The 22,944-nt window shown below is 60.5% G+C and carries 15 protein-coding genes; 8 read left to right on the top strand and 7 right to left on the bottom strand.

Annotated elements, in window-relative coordinates; translation table 11 throughout:
- Nucleotides 1-30: 30 nt before the first annotated feature.
- The gene (locus ACFQX9_RS18560; protein ID WP_377790003.1) at nucleotides 31-1,443 is read right to left on the bottom strand and encodes a mannose-1-phosphate guanylyltransferase/mannose-6-phosphate isomerase; all 1,413 of its coding nucleotides are present in this window, start codon (nucleotides 1,441-1,443) and stop codon (nucleotides 31-33) included.
- A 23-nt stretch (nucleotides 1,444-1,466) separates the two neighbouring features.
- Nucleotides 1,467-2,474, bottom strand: coding sequence for an NAD-dependent epimerase/dehydratase family protein (locus ACFQX9_RS18555; RefSeq protein WP_085383872.1), 1,008 nt, complete (start codon nucleotides 2,472-2,474; stop codon nucleotides 1,467-1,469).
- A gap of 381 nt (nucleotides 2,475-2,855) precedes the next feature.
- Here ACFQX9_RS18555 and ACFQX9_RS18550 point away from each other — a divergent pair, with 381 nt between their 5' ends.
- From ACFQX9_RS18550 to ACFQX9_RS18520, 7 genes are all read left to right on the top strand, one after another.
- Entirely contained in the window at nucleotides 2,856-3,941 is a 1,086-nt protein-coding gene (locus ACFQX9_RS18550; protein WP_377790001.1) for a glycosyltransferase family 4 protein, read from the top strand.
- Nucleotides 3,942-4,103: 162 nt separating this feature from the next.
- On the top strand, nucleotides 4,104-5,285 hold the full coding sequence (locus ACFQX9_RS18545; RefSeq protein WP_210350951.1) for a glycosyltransferase: 1,182 nt from the start codon (nucleotides 4,104-4,106) through the stop codon (nucleotides 5,283-5,285).
- A gap of 22 nt (nucleotides 5,286-5,307) precedes the next feature.
- The gene (locus ACFQX9_RS18540) at nucleotides 5,308-6,666 is read left to right on the top strand and encodes a glycoside hydrolase family 5 protein (RefSeq protein WP_240543142.1); all 1,359 of its coding nucleotides are present in this window, start codon (nucleotides 5,308-5,310) and stop codon (nucleotides 6,664-6,666) included.
- Nucleotides 6,667-6,693: 27 nt separating this feature from the next.
- The gene (locus ACFQX9_RS18535) at nucleotides 6,694-7,968 is read left to right on the top strand and encodes a glycosyltransferase family 4 protein (protein ID WP_018458846.1); all 1,275 of its coding nucleotides are present in this window, start codon (nucleotides 6,694-6,696) and stop codon (nucleotides 7,966-7,968) included.
- On the top strand, nucleotides 7,965-9,356 hold the full coding sequence (locus ACFQX9_RS18530) for a hypothetical protein (protein WP_018458847.1): 1,392 nt from the start codon (nucleotides 7,965-7,967) through the stop codon (nucleotides 9,354-9,356). Before ACFQX9_RS18535 ends, ACFQX9_RS18530 begins: the two co-directional genes overlap by 4 nt.
- 479 nt (nucleotides 9,357-9,835) lie before the next feature.
- Nucleotides 9,836-13,747 carry an RHS repeat protein gene (locus ACFQX9_RS18525; RefSeq protein ID WP_377789998.1) on the top strand — a complete coding sequence of 1,304 codons (3,912 nt, stop codon included), beginning with the start codon at nucleotides 9,836-9,838 and terminating at the stop codon, nucleotides 13,745-13,747.
- 215 nt (nucleotides 13,748-13,962) lie between these two features.
- Nucleotides 13,963-15,120 (top strand): acyltransferase, encoded by a 1,158-nt coding sequence (locus ACFQX9_RS18520; protein WP_018458849.1) that lies wholly within the window; start codon nucleotides 13,963-13,965, stop codon nucleotides 15,118-15,120.
- A 16-nt stretch (nucleotides 15,121-15,136) separates the two neighbouring features.
- Here the strand turns inward: ACFQX9_RS18520 and ACFQX9_RS18515 are convergent, their stop codons facing one another.
- Nucleotides 15,137-16,498 carry a polysaccharide pyruvyl transferase family protein gene (locus tag ACFQX9_RS18515; protein WP_377789996.1) on the bottom strand — a complete coding sequence of 454 codons (1,362 nt, stop codon included), beginning with the start codon at nucleotides 16,496-16,498 and terminating at the stop codon, nucleotides 15,137-15,139.
- 19 nt (nucleotides 16,499-16,517) lie between these two features.
- Complete coding sequence (locus ACFQX9_RS18510) at nucleotides 16,518-17,975, bottom strand: lipopolysaccharide biosynthesis protein (RefSeq protein WP_018458851.1); 1,458 nt, start codon at nucleotides 17,973-17,975, stop codon at nucleotides 16,518-16,520.
- 247 nt (nucleotides 17,976-18,222) lie between these two features.
- Between ACFQX9_RS18510 and ACFQX9_RS18505 the strand changes: the two genes are divergently transcribed.
- Nucleotides 18,223-19,368 carry a glycosyltransferase family 4 protein gene (locus ACFQX9_RS18505; protein ID WP_377789993.1) on the top strand — a complete coding sequence of 382 codons (1,146 nt, stop codon included), beginning with the start codon at nucleotides 18,223-18,225 and terminating at the stop codon, nucleotides 19,366-19,368.
- Nucleotides 19,369-19,390: 22 nt separating this feature from the next.
- Here the strand turns inward: ACFQX9_RS18505 and ACFQX9_RS18500 are convergent, their stop codons facing one another.
- Genes ACFQX9_RS18500 through ACFQX9_RS18490 form a run of 3 tightly spaced genes read right to left on the bottom strand, consistent with a single transcriptional unit; the run spans nucleotide 19,391 to nucleotide 22,940 of the window.
- Nucleotides 19,391-20,485: an acyltransferase gene (locus tag ACFQX9_RS18500; RefSeq protein WP_018458854.1), complete on the bottom strand. Its 1,095-nt coding sequence runs from the start codon at nucleotides 20,483-20,485 to the stop codon at nucleotides 19,391-19,393.
- The gene (locus ACFQX9_RS18495) at nucleotides 20,482-21,588 is read right to left on the bottom strand and encodes an acyltransferase (RefSeq protein ID WP_018458855.1); all 1,107 of its coding nucleotides are present in this window, start codon (nucleotides 21,586-21,588) and stop codon (nucleotides 20,482-20,484) included. Before ACFQX9_RS18495 ends, ACFQX9_RS18500 begins: the two co-directional genes overlap by 4 nt.
- An 8-nt stretch (nucleotides 21,589-21,596) precedes the next feature.
- Nucleotides 21,597-22,940, bottom strand: a complete 1,344-nt coding sequence (locus tag ACFQX9_RS18490) for a hypothetical protein (RefSeq protein ID WP_377789991.1) — start codon at nucleotides 22,938-22,940, stop codon at nucleotides 21,597-21,599.
- Between the last annotated feature and the right edge of the window lie 4 nt (nucleotides 22,941-22,944).

Below are 22,944 nucleotides of genomic sequence, written 5' to 3'. Positions count from 1 at the left end.
TGTTCGCGGAATGTTGGAGCGACATTCTGCTCAAGAGCGCTGATAGTCGTCTTCAATCCGGATGATGTCGTCTTCCCCGAGATAGCTTCCCGTCTGGACCTCGATCAGCTCCAGCATGATTTTACCGGGATTCTCCATCCGGTGCACCGCGCCCATCGGGATGTAGATCGACTCGTTCTCGTGCACGCTTTTGACGGTGTCGTTGACGGTGACGCGGGCGGTGCCGCGGACCACGATCCAGTGCTCGGCGCGATGATGGTGTTTCTGCAGCGACAGACGCCCGCCCGGCTTCACCACGATGCGCTTGACCTGGTGGCGCTCGCCATTGTCGACCGACTGGTAGCTGCCCCAGGGCCGATGCACCTTGAGGTGCTCCTCGGTGACCTTCGGTGCGACCGCCTTGAGTTTCGTGACCAGCCGCTTGAGCCCGTTGGCATCCTTCTGACGCGAGACCAGCACTGCGTCCGCGGTCGCCACCACGATGAGATCGTCGACACCTTCGAGCGCGACCAGCGCAGAGTCGGTGGTGACGTTGCAATTGCGGCTATCCTCGAACACGGCACTGCCATGCGACGCATTGCCTTGCGCGTCCTTGTCCGACAATTCCCACACTGCGTGCCAGGAGCCGACGTCGGACCAGCCGCACGACACCGGCACCACCGCGGCGCGCGCGGTCTTCTCCATCACCGCATAGTCGATCGAGATCGCCTTGGCCGCGCCGAACGCCTCGGGCTCCAGCGTCACGAAGCCGAGATCTCGGCCGGCATTGGTCACGGCATTGGAAATCGCCTCCACGCTCGCCGCATCGACCTTGCGGTATTCGTCCAGCAATACGCTGGCCGGAAACATGAAGTTGCCGCTGTTCCAGAGATAGCCGGAATTGAGGTAGTCGGCCGCCTTCACCGCATCCGGCTTCTCGACGAAGCGCGCGACCGCGTGCACCTCACCGGAGATGACCTCGCCCGGGCTGATATAGCCGTATTCGGTGGCCGGCCGCTCCGGCTTGACGCCGAACGTGACGATTCGCCCGGCGCTCGCGGCGGTGAGGCCCTGGCGGCACGCCGCGACGAACGCGGCATTGTCCTGCACCACGTGGTCGGCGGCGAGCGCGAGCACGATCGCCTCACTCGAGCGGTTCTGCGCAAACACCGCCCCGGCTGCGATCGCAGGACCGGAATCGCGCCGCATCGGCTCGAGGATCACGTCGGCCTCGATGCCGATTTCGGCGAGCTGCTCCAGCACCATGAAGCGATAGGAGGCATTGGTGATGACGATCGGGCGATCGAACAGCGAGGCCTCGGAGACGCGCAACAGCGTGTCCTGGAAGGTCGAGCGCGTGCCGAACAGCGGCAGGAACTGCTTGGGGCGCACCTCGCGCGAAGCCGGCCACAGCCGCGTTCCGGCACCGCCGCACATGATCAGGGGGATAATTTTTTGGGACACGTGTGAGCTACTCAAGAGAGGGTTTATACGCGGTGATAATTTCGGTACCATTCGACAAAGCGGCCCAAGCCATCCGCCAGCGGCGTCGAGGGCGTGAAGCCGACGTCGCGTTGCAGGGCCGAAATGTCGGCGCGCGTCTCGAGGACGTCGCCTGCCTGCATCGGCAAAAGCGTGCGGATCGCGGGCTTGCCGATGATCTTCTCCAGTGTCTCGACGAACTCGATCAAATCGACCGAGCAATTGTTGCCGATGTTATAGAGGCGATATGGCGCATAGCTCGACGAGTTTTCCGGCTGCTCGGCGTTCCACGCGGGATTCGGCGTCGCGGGGCGATCGAGGGTGCGGATCACGCCCTCGACGATGTCGTCGACATAGGTGAAATCGCGCCACATATTTCCATTATTGAAAAGCTTGATCGGCTCACCCGCAAAGATCGCGCGCGTGAAGAGCCAGGCGGCCATGTCGGGCCGGCCCCATGGACCATAGACAGTGAAGAAGCGAAGTCCGGTCACCGGCAGCTTGTGAACATGTGCGAACGTGTGCGCCATCAGCTCGTTGGCCTTCTTGCTCGCGGCATAGAGGCTGACCGGATGATTGACCGAATGCTCGGTCGAATACGGCAAGGTGCGATTGGCGCCATACACGGAGCTCGACGAGGCGTAGACGAGATGCGCCAGACCGTGGCGCCGGCCCGCTTCGAGCACGGTGACGAAGCCATCACAATTGGCGCGGATGCTGGTGATGGGATCGTCGATCGATGCGCGCACGCCGGGCTGCGCCGCAAGGTGCACCACGCGGTCGGGCGAGACCTCGTCGAACACACGCGTCACCGCAGCGAAATCCGCCAGGTCGATCTCGTGGAACGTGAAAGCCTCATGCTTGAGCGTCTCGAGGCGAGCGCGCTTGAGCGCGGGATCATAGTAAGGGGTCACTGCGTCGATGCCGACAACTCGTTCCCCGCGCGCAAGCAAGCGCTCACAGACATGCATGCCGATGAAGCCGGCAGCGCCGGTAACCACCACGGGGGCCAAAATAAACTCCGTTGTCCGTCCTCATATACCGCATTGCCAGACTGAACCGGTAGAGGCAAGGGTTCAGCATTGGAGAACAGCCCCCTCACATCGGCAAGCTTAATGCCGGGCGCTTCGGATGTCAGCCTTCCCCAAGTTAACCAGACGGGAGCGCCCTCTGCCTGCCGACGCAACATCAGGCGCGCGTCCATAAAAGGCTCCCGGCTGCCCGGCAAGACTTTCAACAAGTGTTCCCGGGGAGCGCCGAACGAACAGCGCGATCACTACCGATGCCGTCATAATTTCGTGCCTTCGGGCTGCTTCTTTCCGTGCTCACATTTGGTTCGAAAGCACAAATCGCGACCCACGCGTTGTGGCATCGACAACCCGAACGGCACAAAATTGAAGCTTTTCATCAACGGCCGCTTTCTCTCGCAAAAGCTGACCGGCGTTCAGCGTTATGCCGCCGAACTGGTCAAAGCGATCGATGCGTTGCTTGCGTCCGACCAATCGCCCGCTGCCCTCAGAGGAGCCGAGTGGCAATTGCTCGTGCCGAGCGAGACGAGCGAAGCGATCAATCTCGCCCACATCAAGGTACGCAAGATAGGACGGCTGAGCGGACATGCCTGGGATCAGATTGAACTTGCGCGCGCCGCCGCTGGAGGTCGCCTGATCAGTCTGGCCAATGCCGGACCTGTGTTTCATGGCGATCATATCGTCGTCATCCACGACGCACAGGTCTTCCGCCGGCCCGATTTCTTCAATTGGCGCTATTTGGCCGTCCACCGCACGATGGGCCGCCTGCTTGCACGGCGGGCCACGATCGCGACCGTATCGGCCTTTTCTCGCAATGAATTGGCTGCAATGCTTGGCCTTTCGAAAACGGACATTCCGATATTCCCCAACAGCGCGGAGCATTTCGCGTCCACAACGCCTGATCACGGTATTCTCGAACGATTAGGGCTTCAGCCGGGAAAATATTTTCTCTTTGTCGGCTCCAGAACCAAGAACAAGAATCTCGCCGTTGCAATCGAGGCGGCGCGGCTGCTCGAACGAAAGGACGTTCCCCTCGTCATTGTCGGCGGAGATAACAGCAAGGTATTTCAAGACAATCTGGGCGAGAGCGAATCGGGCCTGCTTCTGGCAGGACGCCTGGCGGATGGCGAGATTGCAGCTCTGTATGCGCACGCTCTGGCGTTTGTCTTTCCCTCTCTATACGAGGGCTTCGGTGTACCGCCACTTGAAGCCATGATCTTCGGCTGTCCGGTCATAGCCTCGACGGCTGACGCGGTGATGGAAACGTGCGGCGAAGCAGCTGCTTATTTTTGCGCCAACGATGCTCAAGCGCTGCAACAGCTTATGCTCGAAAGGTTGGCAATCGGCGCAATCTCTGATCAGGAGCGCCGAAAGCAACAAGATCGTCTTGCATTATATTCGTGGCAAGACTCGGCGCAAGCACTGTTGGATTTTCTCGCGTCGCGCGCATAGCGGCGACAACGGCCGCCATCCAACGAGTTCCGTGTGTACGTTCGACTTCGAAGCAAGAGAGCTTCGACATCGCGGCGCAACAACACCACACCGCTGCCCAAATCTCGCTATGGATTGGATGGATTGTGATCGCATCCGTTGATGCTCAATTAAGGATGCGCCATGTCGATCTTCCCAACTCAATCTTCCGCAAGGCAGGCGGTGAAGGTGCTGCATGTCGCGGAAACCATCCGGGGTGGGATAGCGAGCTACCTGAACGAATTGCATCCGCAGCAGCAAGCGAGCTTCGGCGCGGAGAACGTGCACTATGTTGTGCCATCGGATCATCGCCACGACCTCGTCGGAATCGATGACAGCCAGATCACGACCTTCGACAGATCGGGCCGCAGCATCGCCGGACTATTTCAGATGCTGCGGGCGAGCATGCAGGCGCTCGACGCCTTCAAACCCGACGTAATGCATCTCCATTCGTCGTTTGCCGGACTCGTTCTCAGGCCCGCGTTGGCGGCTCGTTCCGAAGGTCCTCGCGTCGTCTATTGCCCGCATGGCTGGGCGTTCTCGCGAGAGACCGGCCGCCTGAGCCATCTGGCGGCAAAAGCTGCAGAGACTCTTCTGGCCCGCACGTCGGATCGTATCATCTGCATTTCCGGCGATGAATTCAATGAAGCGGTCCGGGCGGGAATTCCGACCGACCGTCTGACCCTGGTGCACAATGGCATCTCCAAGAGCCGCCCACTGCCGTACGGCGCTGCGACAGATTGGACTTCAAAGAAGGCCAAGGTCCTTTTCATTGGCCGTCTTGATCGACAAAAGGGCTTCGACCTCCTGATCGAGGCCGCACGATCCCTCGAAGATGTCCTGGATGTTCGCATTGTCGGCGCCTCCGTGGTCAACAAGTTCGACGGAGCTGCGGTTCCCGCCAACGTCTCGCTGCTAGGCTGGCTGGATCGTCAGCAGATCGAGGCTCAGCTGGAGGCGGCCGATCTCGTCGTCATCCCGTCACGATGGGAGGCCTTCGGCCTCGTCGCTCTGGAAGCGATGCGCGCGGCCAAGCCCATCCTGGCCTTCCACAGCGGAGCGCTGCCTGAAATCGTCGTTGACGGCGTCACCGGCGTGCTTTGCGAACCTGTTGCGGTTCAACCTCTCATCGACGGCTTCCGACGGATGCTCGATCTGGATCTCAAGGTCCTGGGGCAACGCGGCTACGATCGCTTCAAGCAGTTTTATGACGTCCAGAAGACACACCGCCAATTGCATCAGGTCTATGTCGAACTCCTCGACGACAACAAGAGCGGAGTCGAGCAGAACGTGGCACTGCAATCGGACCTCTCGAAGCCTTTTTGAGGTGAGTTGCGGCAGGCGAGAAATGATGACGGGTATGATCCAGGCGATGGCAGGCCACCGCACCTTGGGTCGCAACAGGCTGCTCTGGATCGCGAGCCTCATCGCGTCTGTTTCTCTGTCTGTCCCGGCATGCGCTCAACAGGCTCAGACGCTTGAAAGCAGATTCCTGTTGGGTATCGGCACCCATCAGGGACTGGGAGGGCCGGTCAGTTCGCGAGGCTACGTGCCCTCCGTGAACGTCAGCCAGATCAAGCAACTGGGCTTTAACGCCTTCCGCGACGATTTTCCCTGGTCTGATTTCGAATTGCCGGGACGTCGGATGGGCTTCACGCCGCGGTTGGGCAGGCTCGACGCGCAGGTTCAGTCCGGCATCGCCCGGCCGCTCCTCATCCTTGCATTCGGCCATCACCTCGTGCCGAACTCATCGCCTCCGACGACGGACGAAGCCCGGCAGCGGTTCGCGGACTATGCGGCAGCGGCCGCGCGATCGGTCGCGCCGCAGCGCCCGATCTTCGAACTCTGGAACGAGTGGAATCTGGCAGCCAAGAAGGACCCTTCATTCTCAGCCGACAACTACCTGGCCCTCGCGAAGGTAGCACGGCCCGCGGTCAAGCAGGCGGTGCCGAATGCACCTTTCGTCGTCGGCGCGATCGGCGACGATCCCGGTTGGACGTGGACGGAGAAGATGCTGCAAACCGGCATCCTTCAATACGCCGATGGCGCCTCGATTCATCTCTACAATTTCTGCATGGCGCCGGCGAAGCGCAATTCGGCCGAGATTATCGACCGGCTCACGGCGTTCCATCGACTGGTCGGCCAAGCGAGCGGCAATCCCGACTTCCCCATTTACGTGACCGAGACTGGCTGGACCACGGCTGCGAACAAATGTGGTGTCAGCGAGCAGGCTCAGGCCGATAACACGGCACAGCTCATCCTGTGGGCCTCGACAGCGGCGCGCTGGCTCAAGGGGATGTGGATCTATGAGCTCAAAAATAGTGGTCAGAATCCAGCCGAGCTGGAGGACAATTTTGGCCTCTACGGTTTCGACAATTCGCCCAAACCCGTAGCCTGCGCGGCGCGTGGCGCCTGGGCATTCGTCCGTTCCACTCTAACCGCCGAACGAAGAAGCCTTGCCAACGGGGTGATGTCGATCGGAGCATCCTCGACCACCGGCGGCAAGATCGCGGTCTGGTCCGAGGATCCGGATCGACGCTACGAGGTCCGGATCAGAGGCGATCTGCCGGGGGCGACTTTCGCGGCCCCCTGCGATGCAACTGCAAGGCCAGCCTCCGGGATCTGGCTGCCGGTTTCGAGCACGCCGGTGCTGATCGCCGCCAATAATGACGCCATTCCCGCACTGGATATACGGCCGGCACGGTAATCGGATCGGCACAAAGAGGTTGACGCGATGAAGATCCTTTTGACATCCACGCTTTATCCGACCCCGCAGGCACCAAAGATCGTCGGCGGAGCAGAGATCTTCGCGCGGAGATTTGCCGAGGGCCTGGCTCAGCGCGGCGACGAGGTCGAGGTGGTGCGCGCCGCATCCGCACCCGAGCAGGGCCGTGAATTATGCAACGGTATCAACGTCTATTCCGCACCGGTGCAAAACGTCTATGCGCCGTTCACGGAGCAAAAGAACGTCGTGAAACGAAGCATCTGGCATGCGATCGACGATTGGCAGATCCAGGCCCCGATGATCGCGGAGCGCATTCGCGCTTTCAAGCCGGACGTTCTGCATTCCAATAATTTATCGGGCCTGACCACGGCGATCTGGCGGGTAGCCGCCAAGCTCGGAGTTCCGGTCCTGCATACGCTTCATGATTATTATTTGACGTGTCCACGCTGTTCCCGCTTCGACAAGGGCCGCTCCTGCGAACACACCTGTACGAGCTGTGGGATCCTGACGTACCACCGCAAACGGGCGACGCATTGGCTCGATGCCGTGGTCGGCGTCAGCGAGCGCGTCCTCTCCATTCACACCGATATGGGCATGTTTGCCGAGACGCCAATCCGCACCGTCATCCGCAATGCCTCGACCGAGCCGCCGCGCTCACCCTACCCGCGGCCTGTCTGCACGACGGAAGTGACATTCGGCTTCATCGGACGGATCACCGAGGAGAAGGGCATCGACAATCTCATGCGAGCGCTGGCCATGCTGCCGCCCGATCGGATCCGGATGATGATTGCCGGCCGCTTGGGCGATCAGGAACAACAGCGCCTGAGAGCACTGGCGCCGCATGCACGGGTCGAGTTCATGGGATTCGTGTCTCCCGATGAATTCTACAGGCAAGTCGACGTCGTGGTCGCTCCGTCCATCTGGCACGATCCGGGCCCGCTCGTCGTCGCCGATGCCAAGGCGGCGGGCAGACCGCTGCTCGGTACGCACTTTGGCGGCATGCCGGAGGCGATCGAGCATGGCGTAACCGGGTGGTTGACCGAAGCAGATCCACAATCCCTGGCCACGAGCATGCGCGAAATCGCCGCGGACCCGCACAAGATCGACGAGATCAGCCGTCGGCTTATCGCCGACACGAACAAGTGGATCTTTTCCGACGTATTGTCGTCGTACAAGAACCTGTATGAACAACTGCGTCAGCGACGGATGTCGTCCGTGCGCCCGGCAATAGCCGGGGTACCACAAGCGCATGCGGTGGCAAAGAGTAGCTTCATTCCGAGATGACACGTCTCTTCGCGATCGCCGGCTACGTTTACCAAAGCGCAGCAGCGATCATCCTGATCTTTGTGATCAGTCACCTGCTGCCTGCCGCCGACTACACCAATTATTCTCTCGCAATGGCCTCGAGCCAGTTGCTCTGCGTCCTCATGTTCGAGTGGCTGCAGCTCGCGGGGCTGCGCTTTCTTGCGGCCGCCAAGGAGAGCGAGGCGGCTCGACTGAGATCGTCGCTCTTTGCGGCGGCCCTCATGAGCGCCGGCGCGCTCGTTGCGGTCGGGAGCTGCGCCTCCTTGGTCAGCGGCCTCACGCCACGGCTGGTCGTCCTCGGCCTGAGCGTGGCCGTTCTTCAGGGCTCGACCGATTTGTACTTCTTGTCGGTACGACTGTCGAACCGGCTGGGGACCGCCTCCTGCCTTCTTGCCTTGCGTGCGACGGCTCTTTTGGGCGGGGCCGTCTCGGGCGGAATGATCTCAGGCACGGCCGAAGCAACGCTGCTCGGCATCGCATTGGGTCACCTGCTTGGGCTCCTTGCCGGTCTCATCGCATATCGCACGCCGCTGGATCGCGTGTCGCTGCGAACAATGCTGGCTGACTGGAAGGACTTCTCGCGTTACGGCATGCTTGCAGCCGGCGCGTCCGTGATCCATTTGTCCGTGCCGGTTCTGCTTCGTATCATCGTCGTCGGGCGACTCGGCGCCACAGGAGCCGGTGCAGGATTTTCCATTGCGCTCGACCTGCTGCAACGTCCCTTCTGGGTCCTCAATGCGGCGATCCACACCGTGAGTTATCCTGAAGTGGTCAATGATTTCGAGCACGGGAGCGCCACGAAGTCGAGACAATCGGCGCGGCACATGTTCGAGTTCATGATCTGCACAACCCTCGTCCTGCTGGGCGGGCTTGTCGCCTTCATTCCGGACGCGGCCCGCATCCTGGTCCCGCGGGAGAGCGTCGAGGGCTTCCTGGCGACAGGGCCGGCGGTCGCTGCTTTCTACTTCCTCCATACCCACCTGCAGGCGACGATCGCGGTCGTTCCCCACCTGGAAAAGCTCGCGACCAGGCTCGCCCTCGTTGCTGCCGGGCAGCTGGCAATGGTTGCGGCGTTCTCCCTGGTTGCCGTCTGGGCCGGCCTGTCACCCCAAGCGGCAGTCACCTGCGCCTCGATCGCCACGCTCGCGGCGATCTTGGCCGGGCTTGGCCCTACCCTCAGGTTCGATGCGTTCCCGCGCTGGCCCTTGGTGCTTCAGGCGCTCGCAGCCGCCATTCTGATCGGATCGCTCAGTCATGCGCCGAGCGAACCAGCGGCGTGGCTTGCTGGAAAGATCGTCATCGCCGCAATCGTCACGGCTGCGGTCGGCTGGCGCGGAAACTTTCTCCTCCTGGCCCGCCCGAGCTGATCTGTCGACCGGTCTCTTGCAAACCTTCTTTGGAGCTAGATGCGCCCTTGACGCTCTGCCCGCGTCCGCGAAGTTCCTACCGTGGAACTCTCTACTTCGCTTCAAAATGCGGCGAAGTGACTGACAACCAGTACGAGAATATTGAGTGACTTGCTCGTGCCGGCAAAATCTACCAGCGCATCGGGTCGGCCTGACAGCTTCACAGCTCCGCGCCCCAAGTCACATGCATCATTGAAGCGCGACATGCGCATAGATTCAGCAGTGAAACCTTGCGAATTCTTGGAAGCGCCATGTTGAGGTCATGCTGCGTCGGCACGACATCGTTATTGTCTTGAATCAGAGTCGAGCTGTTCCTGCGAGGAACTGCTGATCGCTCTCGATTTGTAGCTCCGATTTTTATCTGAAATTCACACTCGATCGAGAAGGTTGAACGCAAATCCCTGCGAGCAATTTCGTTCGCGTAGAAACTCGAGTGTGAAATGTCGTCAGATCAAACCGTCCTCTCCGCAAGCGGCTTCATCAACTCCATCGGCGTCAACACGCATGCCGGCTTCGGGTGGACCGACTACAATAACCTCGCATTGATGGTCGATGACCTGAAGTATCTTGGCGTCACCCATTTGCGCGACGCGATGGGAACCAGCCCCGCCGCACAACCGGTCGTTGAAGGGCTGGCGGCTGCCGGCTACAAATTCGACTTCCTGGTGTCGTCCGCCCTGCCCCAGCTGGGCACCGCCGGCCTCCAGAAGTATATCGTGTCGCTCGAGAAGTTCGTGGCGAGCCATCCAGGCAGCATCAGCGCCATCGAGGGGCTCAACGAGGCCAATCACCAGCCCTTCAGCTACAATGGCAGCTCGAGCCTTAGCGCCGCGGCCCAGTTCCAAAGCGCGCTCTATCAGGCGGTCAAGGCAGACGGCACGCTTTCCAGCATTTCCGTCATCAATTTGTCGCTCGCCTACAACGATCCCCAAGGCTACAGCCAGCTCGGCAACATGTCGGGCTCGGTCGATTTCGCCAATGCGCATGCCTATGTCAGCACCAGCTTGACGACCAGCAGCTCACTTGCTGCCACCTTGAGCGCCGTCTCGACCGCCGCGCCGGGAAAGCCCATCGTGATTACGGAGACCGGCTACACCACCCAAGCCAACACCCAATATCTCGGTGTCGACGAGACGGTGCAGGCCAAGTCGATCTTGAACACCCTGGTGGATGCCTACAAGGCTGGCGTGAGTGCGACCTATCTCTACGAGATGTTCGATCGCGACTCGTCCGCCAGCAACACCAATCCTGAAGCCAACTTCGGTCTATTCAACTCCGACGGAACGCCGAAGCTCGCCGCGACGGCAATTCACAACCTGACGAGCATTCTGGCCGATGACGGCAAGGGCGGCCTGCAGCCGACTAATCCATTGAACTACACCCTCAGCAACATGCCGGCCTCGGGCAACAGCATGGTGCTCGGCAAGAGCAATGGCGCCTACGAGCTTGTCGTTTGGGCGGAGCCGAAGCTCTGGAATGATGCGGCCGATGCCGAGATCTCCAATCCGACCCAGACGGTCACGGTGAACCTGGGCGGCGTGCATCATTCGGTCAAGGTGTACGACACGCTGACCGGGACCACCGCGATCGCGAGCTACACGGACGTCAGCACCATTACGATTCCGGTCAGCGATCACCCGCTGATCATCGAGATCGACGCGCCTGCGACCACCCCGATTCCGCCGGACACCCGAACCAGTGTCAGCGGTACGGCTGCCGAGATCGTGCCGCAACTGTCCGACCTGAGCACGTCGACGGCGCTTCAAGCCATTACGCTCACCGACTCGCATGTCCTGCCCGTCGCTTCGAAGGCGACGATGGACTATATGATCGCGCATTACGGCAATGCGCTGTCCAAGATCCAGGGCGGCCATTCCTTCTCGATCACGAACTCGGCCGCGACCTGGAGCAGCACGAAAACCTATGATGCCAGCGGCAACCTCCTGTCGAAAGCGGACACCGGCCTGAACGCAAGCGGACTGCCCACTTCGACCACGATCGTCTACACCGACGGGTCCAAAGACGCGATCGGCTACACCGGCGGCGTAAAGACCACCTCCGTCCATTTCGCTACCGACGGAACCAAGACCACCGACACCTACAACACCACCGGCACGCTTCTCAGCGAAGTCGTGCAAAAACCGGACGGCTATTATTCGACGGCCATCTACACCAACGGCGTGAAGACCACGGTCTACGTCAAGAACGCCGACCACACCCAGGACAACTATACCTACAACATCAAGGGGCAGAGCTACACGAGCCAAGTCCAGCACCTGGATTCAACCGGCAAGGTCACGTCCGTGGTCCGCAGCCATGCGGACGGCTCGCTCGATTCGACACAGGTCTACAACAGCGACGGCAGTCGCGTGATCACCACCTATAGCGCCACGGGGGTCAAGCTGGTCGAGACCGACTACCATGCCGATCGCAGCAAGGACGTCTGGACCTACAACATCAAGGGCCAGAACTACGCGACCGAGCACGACGTTTACGATACGACCGGCTTTCTCACGACCCTGACGCGCCTCCACACCGATGGCAGCCTGGCGTTCAAGCTGGTGCAAACGACCGACGGCACCAAGACGACCGATTGGTACAATGCCGCCGGCAGCCTCACCAGCGAAGTCGTCCAAAAGGCCAACGGTTTCAGCTCGACGACGCTCTACAGCAACGGCGTCAAAACCAACGCCTATGTCAAGAATGCCGACGGCAGCCAGGACAATTACGCCTATGGCATCACCGGCCAGAGCTACAGCACACTGATCCAGCACGTCGATCCCTCCGGCAAGGTCACGGCCGTGACCCGCAAGCATGCCGACGGCACGCTCGACTATACGCAGGTCATCAACAACGACGGTAGCAGCGTCGTCACCAACTATGACTCAGCGGGAAAGCGGACGAAGGAAACCGACTATAACGCCGATGGCAGCAAGGATATCTGGCTTCTCAACATAACCGGCCAGACCTACACGACCGAGCACGACATCTACGATGCGGCGGGCTTCCTCACCTCGCTCGTTCGCACGCACGCCGATGGCAGCCTGGCTTTCAAACTGCAGCAGGGCAGCGACGGCACCAAGGTCTCGGACTGGTACGACGCCAGCGGCATCCTCACCAGTGAGGTCCTGGAGAAGACGAGCGGCTACAGCGCAACGACGATCTACACCAACGGCGTCAAGACCGCGGCCTACATCACCAATGCGGACCAGAGCCACGACAATTACAGCTACAATATAACAGGTCAGAGCTATACCACGCAGTACCAGCACCTCGACCCCTCCGGTGTCACGACCGAAGTGGTCCGCACGCATGCCGACGGGTCGCTCGACTACAGCCAAGTCGTCAATAGCGACGGCAGCAGCGTGGTGAGCAACTACAATGCCTCCGGCGTCAAGATGACGGAGACCGATTACCACGCCAACGGTTCGAAGGACGTCTTCCAGTTCAATATCGTGGGCCAGACCTACACGACCGAGCACGACAGCTACGATCCGACCGGCTTCCTCACTAACATCGTGCGCACCCACGCCGATAGCAGCCTCGCCTTCACGCTTGTCCAGAGCTCAGACGGGACCAAAACCTCGGACTGGTACGACGCCAAGGGCGTTCTGACCAGCGAGGTGACGACGAAGATCGACGGCTATAGCTCCACGACCGCCTACACCAACGGCGTCAAGACTGCCGCGTACATTACCAACGCCGATGGCACGTCGGACAATTGGAGCTACAACATCAAGGGGCAGTCCTACACCACGCAGCATCAGCACCTCGATGCCTCCGGGCATATCGTCGAGCTTACCCGGACCCACGCCGATGGCACGCTGGACTATACCCAGGTCATCAACAACGACGGCAGCAAGCTGACCGGCATCTACGACGGCTCCGGTTCCAAGACCCAGGAGATCGCCAACAACGCCGACGGTTCGAAGGACGTGTTCCTGTTCAACTTCAACGGACAGGCCGGCACGACGCAGCACGAAAACTACAATTCAGCCAATGCACTCCAGTTCTTCGACGACACCAAAACCGACGGCACACACAACGTCACGGCGGTTGCGAGCGGCGTGACGATCCAGGGCGGGGCCGGCAACGACCTGTTCTCGGCGGCGCCGAGCTCGACCACAATCGTCTACGATCACGGCCAAGACCAGATCGTCAACTTCCAGGCCGGCGACGCCGCCACTCACGACGTGATCCAGATCTCGAAGCTCCTCGCCGCGGACTACGGCCATCTGCAAATCACGCAGTCGGGCGCGAACGCCCTGGTCACGCTTTCGGCCAGCGACTCGATCCTCCTGAAGAACGTCAACGTCGCCAGCCTGACGAGCCACGATTTCCTGTTCGTCTGACCACGGCGAATTGTCCGCAGGATCGCATCAATATCTCAGGCGCCGGGACCAGCTCAGGCAAGTCCCGGCGCCGTTCAATAATTAGGCGGTTGCCTTGTCGCGAGGCAGGAGCTGCATAACGGCTATTCGCCTGCCGTCGAACGCCGGCCCAGCGAACTTGCGTCACAATTGACCGCTAAGCAGACGGTAGCGTCAGGCAAGGAATTCGACACGCGATGGAAGCCAATGAAGCAAGACGGTTCGTCGTTCTCGACTTCTATCGTTTCGTTGCCGCTCTCGGCGTTTTCATTTTCCATCTGAAGACCATCGACAGCGGTATCGCGCCGATCTGGAACGGATCTTATGGCCTTTTCGTGGACATGTTCTTCATCTTGTCCGGGTTCGTGATCTCCTATTCCTATCCGTCTGACGCGCGTGGTCTCAAGGCATATTCCCGGTTCATGATCCGCCGCATTGCGCGGATCTATCCGCTGCATTTTCTGACTTTACTCGTGTTCGTATTGCTGATCGGGTTCGGTCTGGACCGATCGGCGAGGTCGACGCCGCTGGACTTCCTGTACAACCTCGTGCTGCTTCAGGCCTGGGGCGTTACCGATCATTTGAGCTTCAACTCTCCGTCCTGGTCGATCAGCGCGGAATTCTTCTGCTATCTGATCTTTCCCCTGCTTATGCTGCTTGCACGCAAGGTCCATCCGCTGGTGCTGGCCGCCATCGTCGCTGCGCTCTATCTGGTCCTGGCCCACGGCCATTTGCCGATCTGGCAAGAACGATCGCAGATGTATGGAGCCAATTATGACTACGGGATGCTCCGTGCGCTGCCGAGCTTCTTGAATGGAATCCTGCTCGCCATATTGTTCAGGTTGTCGCACCCGTATCGGCACAAGCCGGTCGTCTTCGCCGGCATCGCCCTGTTCGGGATCTCCGTGCTTGTCCTGAACATCTTCGCCAAGCCGGATCTGGCCATCATTCTGTTCTCCTGCGCGATCCTGCTCACCGCCGTCGGGGAGAGCGCTTTCGTGCAAATTCCGGGCAGCCGCCTCCTCGGGCGGCTCGGCAACACTTCATACTCGATCTACATGCTGCACGACGCCGTCCTCATCGCCGTATTCAAGCCGTTGTGGGCGTCGCTTGGTCTGCGTCCGGATCAATTTGGCCTCTTTGCTCTCGCGTGCTGCGCGATCCTGACCATCATCGCCGATCGCACCTATGCCTATTTCGAGAACCCGGCGCGGCGGCTGATCAATCGTGGGGCCGACATCGGATTTGGATCGCCGCGCAAAGTGCAATCGTCCGCCAAGACGCCTGCCACCAACAAGACGTCTGTCACCAAGACGTCCGTGCGTTTCGACGAGACGGAGCAGGCCGCCAACTGACGTCCGCCCGCTTCCCTCAGGCGACCTTACCGTCGGACACCGCGTCAACCGACATCAAACCATCGCCCCGCAGCGGAGCGATGTTGGCGCGCGACAGCTCCATGACTGCCGGCAGCATATTGCGGACCTGCGCGCCGGCCGTCTTGTAGGCGCCGAGGAACCTCAGCAGAAACTTCTCGAGATTGTCTCCCGCGAGCAGTTGCTCAGGTGAGAGAAGAAGCGATTCGCTCACACCGAAATAAGCGAACAGGCCCTGGAACTTGTCCTGGTATGTGATCGCCGCAACCGGCGTTCCCTGTCCGAGAGCCGCAATCGCAAGATGCATGCGGCCGGTGACGACGCCGTCCACCAGACCGACGACTGCCTTGATCTCGCTCGCTGACAGCACGTGCTCGACATGATGAACATGGTTGCCCAGCGCTGCGCTCAGGCGACCGGCCAGCGGTCGAAGGCAATTGTCGTCGGCGATCTCCGGACGATAGTCGTGCGCGAGCAACACCCAGCTCGCGTTATGCTCTCGAGACATGCGCTCGATTGCGCTCGCCGCGAGTTCGATCATTCGCCGTAACTTGGCCGGCTCGGATTTCCTGAACAACATCGGGTGGATATTGAAGACAAAGACGTCGCGTCCCTGCCTGCGCTGCTCCGCAATCGCGGCCGCAATCTGCTTCACAGCCGCGGTCTCCGCCTGTGGCACCAGCATGAATGCGGAATCAGCGACGAGGTGCGCACGATTCGGGGCGAACTCTTTGAAGCGCTGAAGAGATAGTGCATCGCGCAAATTCAAGACCACGCCGGGATCGAGCAGCCGAAACACCTCGCGCAATGCCTTGGCCGGACGGGAGTTGAAGCTGAATCCGAGCACGCTGACCTTGGCGCCGCACGCTGCCATGAGATCGGCGACGAGCAGCATGCGAGCGGCGTCCACGGGGGAATAGTAGCCGTCCAGCACGTCTGCCCCCAGAACCATTCCGAAATCCGGCCTGGTGAGAGAAAGCTCCTGCGCCACCGTCATATAGGAAAACGGCTGCCTCCAAAATTCGAGCGGCTTGAACCCCATTGCGCGCACTTCCGCGCTTGCCGCTTTGGTGGCGGTGACAATGTAGACCTCGATGTTCGGATGGGCCTGCTTCATCTCGCCGACGGCCGCCTCGATCATGGCCTCATCGCCGCGCGACTGATGAATGCTCCAGGGGTCGGACGGGAGCAGGACGAGCCGGCGCGGGTTGTTGCGCGGCGCGGCACTGCCGCCGATAGCCTTCCTGGCGATCTGCCACCTGCGCAACTCGAGCAGATCGACCGCAAAGGGCGTGTTCTTCGCGCTGTTGAGCCAGCCTCGGAGATGCTTGCGAACGGGTACCGGAATCAATTGCTTCACGACGTCTTCCTCGTCTTCATCAGGCGGTCGCACCACGCTTCACGACGAAAGCGATCAGGGAGAACAGCTGCTTTCGCCAGAACAGCAAGATGCTCATCAGATAGGTCGCCCCGAAACATGACGAGAGCAGTCCTATCCGCAAATAGGGATTCATGTCCGGGGTCGCTTCGCGGCATAGCGCAACTGCGCCATAAGCCAGAAGGATGGCGCAAAGACAGCCTGCGACGGGCCGCAGAAACTGGTTCCAGCTCAGGCCCAGCAGCCTGAGCGCCAGCGCGAACGTCACGGGCGTCACCACGAGCTGCGCGACAGCGAAGATGGTGGCCAGCTGACCAATGTCGTGCGACGGCAGCAGGAACATGGCGGGGACCACCGTGGCGAATTTGAGAATGTTCAGCAGGAAAACGTAGTTGGGCTTGCCCATGGCGCCAAAATAGGCGCTGTTCACGAACTGCACCGTCTGAATCGCGCCGATGAGCATCAGCGGCCTCATCACGGCTTCGCTGCCGGCCCATTTTGAGCCGAACAGCAGCAGGGAGAACTCCGGCGCGATCGCCGCCAGGAGCACAAAGACCGGAGAGCCAATCAATGCTCCGAGGCTCACGCTTCGCAGATAGGCGTCGGCAATACGGTGACGCTCATGCGCGATCTTGGACAGTGCGCTCAGCGCGACGTCCATGACCGCCTGTGTCAGCAACTGCATCAGGATAATGTAGACCCGCGCGCCCACCGTGTAGATGCCCAAGGCCGCGACGCCATAAAGCGACAGGATGATCATGTCGATCGTACGCACGATGGCGAAGTCCAGCAGCCTGTTCGACACGACGTGGATGCTGTAGCCGGAGAGTTCGCGCAAGCTCTTCAGATCGTAGCCGCGCATCGGGAGCCATCTGGGCTGGCTCCAGAGCCACAGGCCGCTGACCGCGCTCTGAACGACCACCTGGATCACGAGACTGAGGGCACCGAACCCGGCATAGGCACAGGCGATCCCGACCACTCCGGAGATCGCGGTCGCCACCATGGTCCTGAGCGCAAGCACACGAAAATCCATCTGGCGCTTGTAGAGCGCCTCCTGGAACAGCGTGGCGGTACCGATCGGAAGCGAGAGGCTCGCAGCCGTCAAGAGCGGCGCAAGTCCCTTCACGTCGAGCCAACGCTCGATATCGGTCGCCAGCAGGGCGATGAGAACGGCAAGGAGGACCGATGCCGCCAGTGAGCAGAAAAATGGCAGTGTCACGTCCGCAGGCTCGAGCGTGCGTCGCTGGATCAACGCGTCACCGAACCCGAATTCGGAAATGGAGCTCAGGAGCAGCAGGATGAAGCCAACCAGCGCGGCAAGACCGAAATCCGCAGGATTGAGCAGCCGCGCCAATATCAAGAACAGAACAAATGACAGCGCACGGCCGCCCCAGTTCTGCGCCAGCGACCACAACAACGCGACCACGACCTGATGTTGTTTGCCCGGAGTGACGTTCATCAAAAAATCGACCCAATTCCGACAGATCCAATCACAATCGCCCGCTAGACAAACAGGGAATCGATGACCGCGCGTGACGTCGCCCTTTTCCACTCCGTCCCGATGGCGGCAGCAATCGCGCAGCAGTACGACGACGTTATGGCAATCAGATGAGCACCATCTATCATCCGATTTAGCGTGGAAGTGAGTTCAAATCGTGGACTACACTCCAACCGGCTCAGCGATGTGATGCAAAATGGATGCCTTGATGAATTCGCCTACCACCGCCTTCAATCGCAACTCCAGGCGCTTGCGCGTGGCGATCTACGCGCCGCATTTTGCAGAATATTCCTACCGGCTCGCGTCGGGCTTGGCGCGCCATTGCGATGTTCGCCTCGTCCTCAACCGCAAGGATGCGAACCAGCAGTGGGAACTGGCCGATATCGCGGTGACGACACCCTTCAACACAAGGATCCGCGATTTGAGCCTGCGCCGCGCCGGCGCCATCGGCATTCCAGCTTCATTCATGGACATAATTTCGTTTCGTCCAGACGTGGTTCATTGTCACGAAGTTCCGGAAGTCTACACATCCAAGCTGATCCAGTTCCTGCGTCCGCTTGGAATCCCGCTGGTGCTGACCGTTCACGACGCAATTCCTCATTCGGAAGGCGGCTCGGGCACCTCTCCGCGCGAGGACGGCTGGCGCGCGCGCATGCGCGCGGCAGCGTCAGTCGTCACGACGCACGGCGAGAGCTGCATTGCAGATTTCCGCCATGCGACGCCGGACGTTAATGGAGAAATCGTCTCCAGCATGCACGGCGTGCTCATGGTGCCCCCGACGCGCGCCGCGGCCATCGAACCCGAATTTGCACGAATCCTGTTTTTTGGGCGGATGTGGGCTTACAAGGGGTTGGACATCTTCATCGATGCGATCGACCTGCTGGACCGGCGCGGCGTGGCGCACGAAGCGATCGTCGCGGGCCGCGGTCCCGAGATGACGCGGCTCGGCGCGCGCATGGAGGCCATGCCGACGGTCAAAACGATCGATGCCTATATCTCGCCCGAGGATACGGGACAATTATTTCAGTCTGCGACCGTGGTCGCCCTGCCCTATAAGGATGCGACGCAGAGCGGCGTGCTGGCGTCTGCTTACGGGAATTCCCGTCCCGTCGTCGCCAGCGCCACCGGTGGCATTCCTGACGTCGTGACAGACGGCGTGAACGGGCTTCTGGTCCCGCCTGGTAATGCTGCCGCCTTGGCCGATGCGCTCGAACGCGTCCTGACCTCGAAATCGCTTACCGCGACATTGACCGACGGTGCACGGCAGACAGCGGCGGGCCAGTTGAACTGGGATCGCATCGCCGATGGCCTGTTGCCATCCTACCGCAAGCTTGCCGGCCGTACCGTGAGCTGATCGTGACTTATATTGCGATCTTCTAGGCGGACTGTTCCATCTTGCTCAATGACCGAAAGAACATGCCGCGGACCGCGCCATCCAACAATCGTCTCAGCCTCACCTCGATCAGCTCGTAGGTGATCGCGCTTGCAACCAGCGACATCAACGATCCCAGCAGGATGAATGCTGCCCACAGCAGCCAGCGGTCGACACCGACAGCGACGAGCTTGAGCCCGATCACCTGTAACGGAAACAGGACGAACGGGTGCACGAGATAAAGGCTGTAACTTATCTTGCCGACATACTGCAGGGCCGGCGTGCTGAGCGCCCTGGCGAGACCGGAGTCCGGGGCCAGCACCATGGCGAACAGCAAAAGGCCCGGAATAAGACCTACGAACGGGTGAAACAGCACCAGGCTCGCGTACATGGCGACCCCGCACGTCAGGCCCGCCATCAAGCCAAGAGGTCCCGGAATGGAGATGCGCCAACCCGTGGCGCTGAGAAGCATGCCAATGCAGAAGAACGCCGTGATCGGGCAATGCAGGAGACAGGCCACGCCCAGCAAGATCAGGGGCGCCGCCAGCATTCTCCCTCCGATGCGCCACACCGAGAATGTCAGCCCGAACCAGATGTAGAACGCCCATTCGTAAGTCAAGGTCCAGGCATTCTGCTGAGCGATGGGCAAGCCGAGAGCGTCCTGCACGAAGAACAGATTGGCCGTGAAGATCGCGAGATAACCGGTCAGATCGATCCCGCGGAAGAATTTGTAGCCCACGATCGGGCCAATCACGAACAGCGCGAGATGCAGCACGACGAACACCGGCATGATGCGCAGGACACGGTCGAAGAAGAACCTTGGCAGCGAGCCGTGCCGCACCAGACTGGCCGGGATCAGGAAGCCGCTGATCATGAAAAACAGCTCGACACCGTGGCCGCCGACATTGATCACCGATTGCAGCCAGAGCCAGAGCGGCGGCAGGAAGCCCGGATCCGGAATGTCGTACACGCCTCCCTTTGGCATGTCGTAGAAATGATCCATCAGCACGCTCAGCGCCGCAATGCCACGAAGTCCCTGGACGGAGGGAACGAAAGATCCGTCGTATCCGGCATTCGGCTGGCGCGTTTTTTCGATCACTCAGCTGCCCCTTGCGCGCTGAGCGCCGGCTCGAGAACGACCGCCCTCCTGCGCTTCGACCGGAACCTCTGGCCGAACGATATGCTGGGCTTCTCGACGAACGCATATGTCGACCAGCTGACCAGAATTGACAATGCTGCGACCAGCGCGGCGAAAGCGGCCCATCCCAGCGGTCCATCACCGAGCCAGACGAGGCGATGGATCCAGACGATCACGAACGGCGACATCAAATAGACGGAATAGCTGATGGTTCCCACGAACGCCATCGAGCGCCAGGCCATCCTCTCACCGAACGCCGCAAACGCGATGAAGACGAGCGCTGCGCAGACATAAGCCGACCCGATCGAATAGCTGTAGAAGAAGTTCTCCTGATAGACGCCGCCGAACCGCCTCTCCGCCAGCGTGATGGCGAAGATCGCATAGAACACCGTACAAACGGCGACGTGCGGCCATCGCAGCTTTCCGCCGATGACGGTGTCGCGGATGACCTTGCCCAGGAACATCGCCGAAAGGTTCAGCCCAACCTCCATCAGCGACGACACCGTCCTGCTTTCGATCAGAAGTGCTGCGGCGGTCCCGACCAGCGCCGCAGCAATGACAATCGCAACTGCAGTAAAGCGCCGGTTCAGCAATCCCATCGCGAAAAGAATGGTGCATCCGACATAGAACAGGAGCTCGATCGCCAACGTCCAGTAGAAGATCCAGAGGTTCGGGATGTTCACGAAAGTCTGCAGCATCGTCACGTTCGCGATGACCTGCGACAACGGGTAGGCATTGGCCTCCAGCACCTGCATCGTGACGAGCCCGATCACCATCGACGTCCAGTACGCCGGGTAGAGCCGAAAGAAGCGGCTGATCGTGAAATCGCGCACAGGAGTAGCACTGTCCGGAAAACTGAACGGGATGACGAATCCGCTGACGAAGAAGAACAGCACGACTCCGAACCGGCCGAAGTTCATGTAGTAGCCGATCGCATCGTGGAAGACCCAGTAATACGCGCCGGTGGGGTGCTTCTGGACGATCACCTCGAACACGTGCTGGAACAGCACCGCCAACACGGCAATGCCGCGCAGCGTATCGATGAATGCAAGCCGTCTATGCATCGTTTGTCTCATCTGCTCCCACGCGCTGCCGTCCCTGGCATATCTACGCCGAGACCCTCCAATGAGCGGATCGGCCGCGGCAATTCTATCGGAACGGTATCGGCTGCCCGTGCGGAGGTCGCCCGCCGGGAGAATACTTCGCTGAAGCTCAATGCGATGATCAGGAGCCCTGATGCTGGACCGTAGTTCAGGACGGTGATGGTAAACAGGTTGACCACGAAGAGCAGCGTCAGCTTGTAGACGTCGGTCGCTCCGAAGTTGGCGCGGAACACCATCACCATGAATGCGACGAACGGAAGCCCGAACATCAGGTATGTTCCGATGTAGAAGTTGTCGACCGGTACCCAGTACGCCGCGAGCGGCGAGAAAAGCTTCTGCGGATAGTTGAAGCAACCCGCGCCGCAGCCGGTTACCAGACCGATCGGCATCAGCTGGCTCATGTAGACGAACGGCAGCTGCCAGCTGTTATTGATGCGGTCGAGAATGCTGAACAAGGTCGAGTGCGGCACTGCTGCGGTGCCCGATGCGACCACGATCATGAAGAACGGAACGAGGATCGCAGCGAACGACCACAACGCGATCGCGCGGATCGCGGGGAAACGCGACTTCTCCGGCAGCATTCGCACGATCACCAGCAGCACCAGGTACAGCACGAGAACGATCATGGTCGTCTTGCTGGTGGTCAGACGAATGACGTAAACCGCCAGGGAGCCGTACAGAAGGCACCAGAGCGTGCTCTTGCGGATCGACGTGATCGCAAACGACACGAGGATGAAGAATGCGGCCATGGTATTGTCGGCGGCAAAGCCCATCAGGCGCTGATCGTCACCGCCATAGGCCCACCATAGCCGGCCCGCCTCACGCACGGCGCCAAAGGATTCATATTTGTAGCCGACCCAGGGCATGAGGTAGAACTTGGTCAACAACACGCCGATGACGGAGAGATAGAAGGTCACGGCGATGATCGACAGCAGCTTTCGGTAGGAACCCAGGCTCGAATCGCAGAAACAGAATCCGACAAACACCGGCAGCATCATCTTGAAAGCCGAGATCGCGGCGGTCGCAGTGCCCATCATGAAGTAGCCGAGCACCAGCGACAGCATGATCTGCGCGAACACCAGGAGCGCCAGGGTGCTGCGATTGCGCAAAATGCAATGCACGAAGAACTGGGCCAGACACAGCAGCGCGACGCCGTCGGGCAGGTACCAGAGCGTGTCCAGATGAAAGATGCTGGTGTAGTAGCGGATCACGCCGCCGAAGGCGTCTCGGACCAGATAAACCCCGAGCGCGATCGCCTCGATGTTGAGGCTGACCAGCGTGATCTGCGGGCGCTGCAGCGCAAGGGACGTCATGCTC

It is taken from the genome of Bradyrhizobium sp. GCM10028915 (genome assembly GCF_042666195.1).
In the GTDB taxonomy this organism is placed as follows: Bacteria; Pseudomonadota; Alphaproteobacteria; order Rhizobiales; family Xanthobacteraceae; genus Bradyrhizobium; species Bradyrhizobium canariense_D.
The sequence above is the reverse complement of the archived record's forward strand: the minus strand, read 5'-3'. Positions and strand labels throughout refer to the sequence as shown.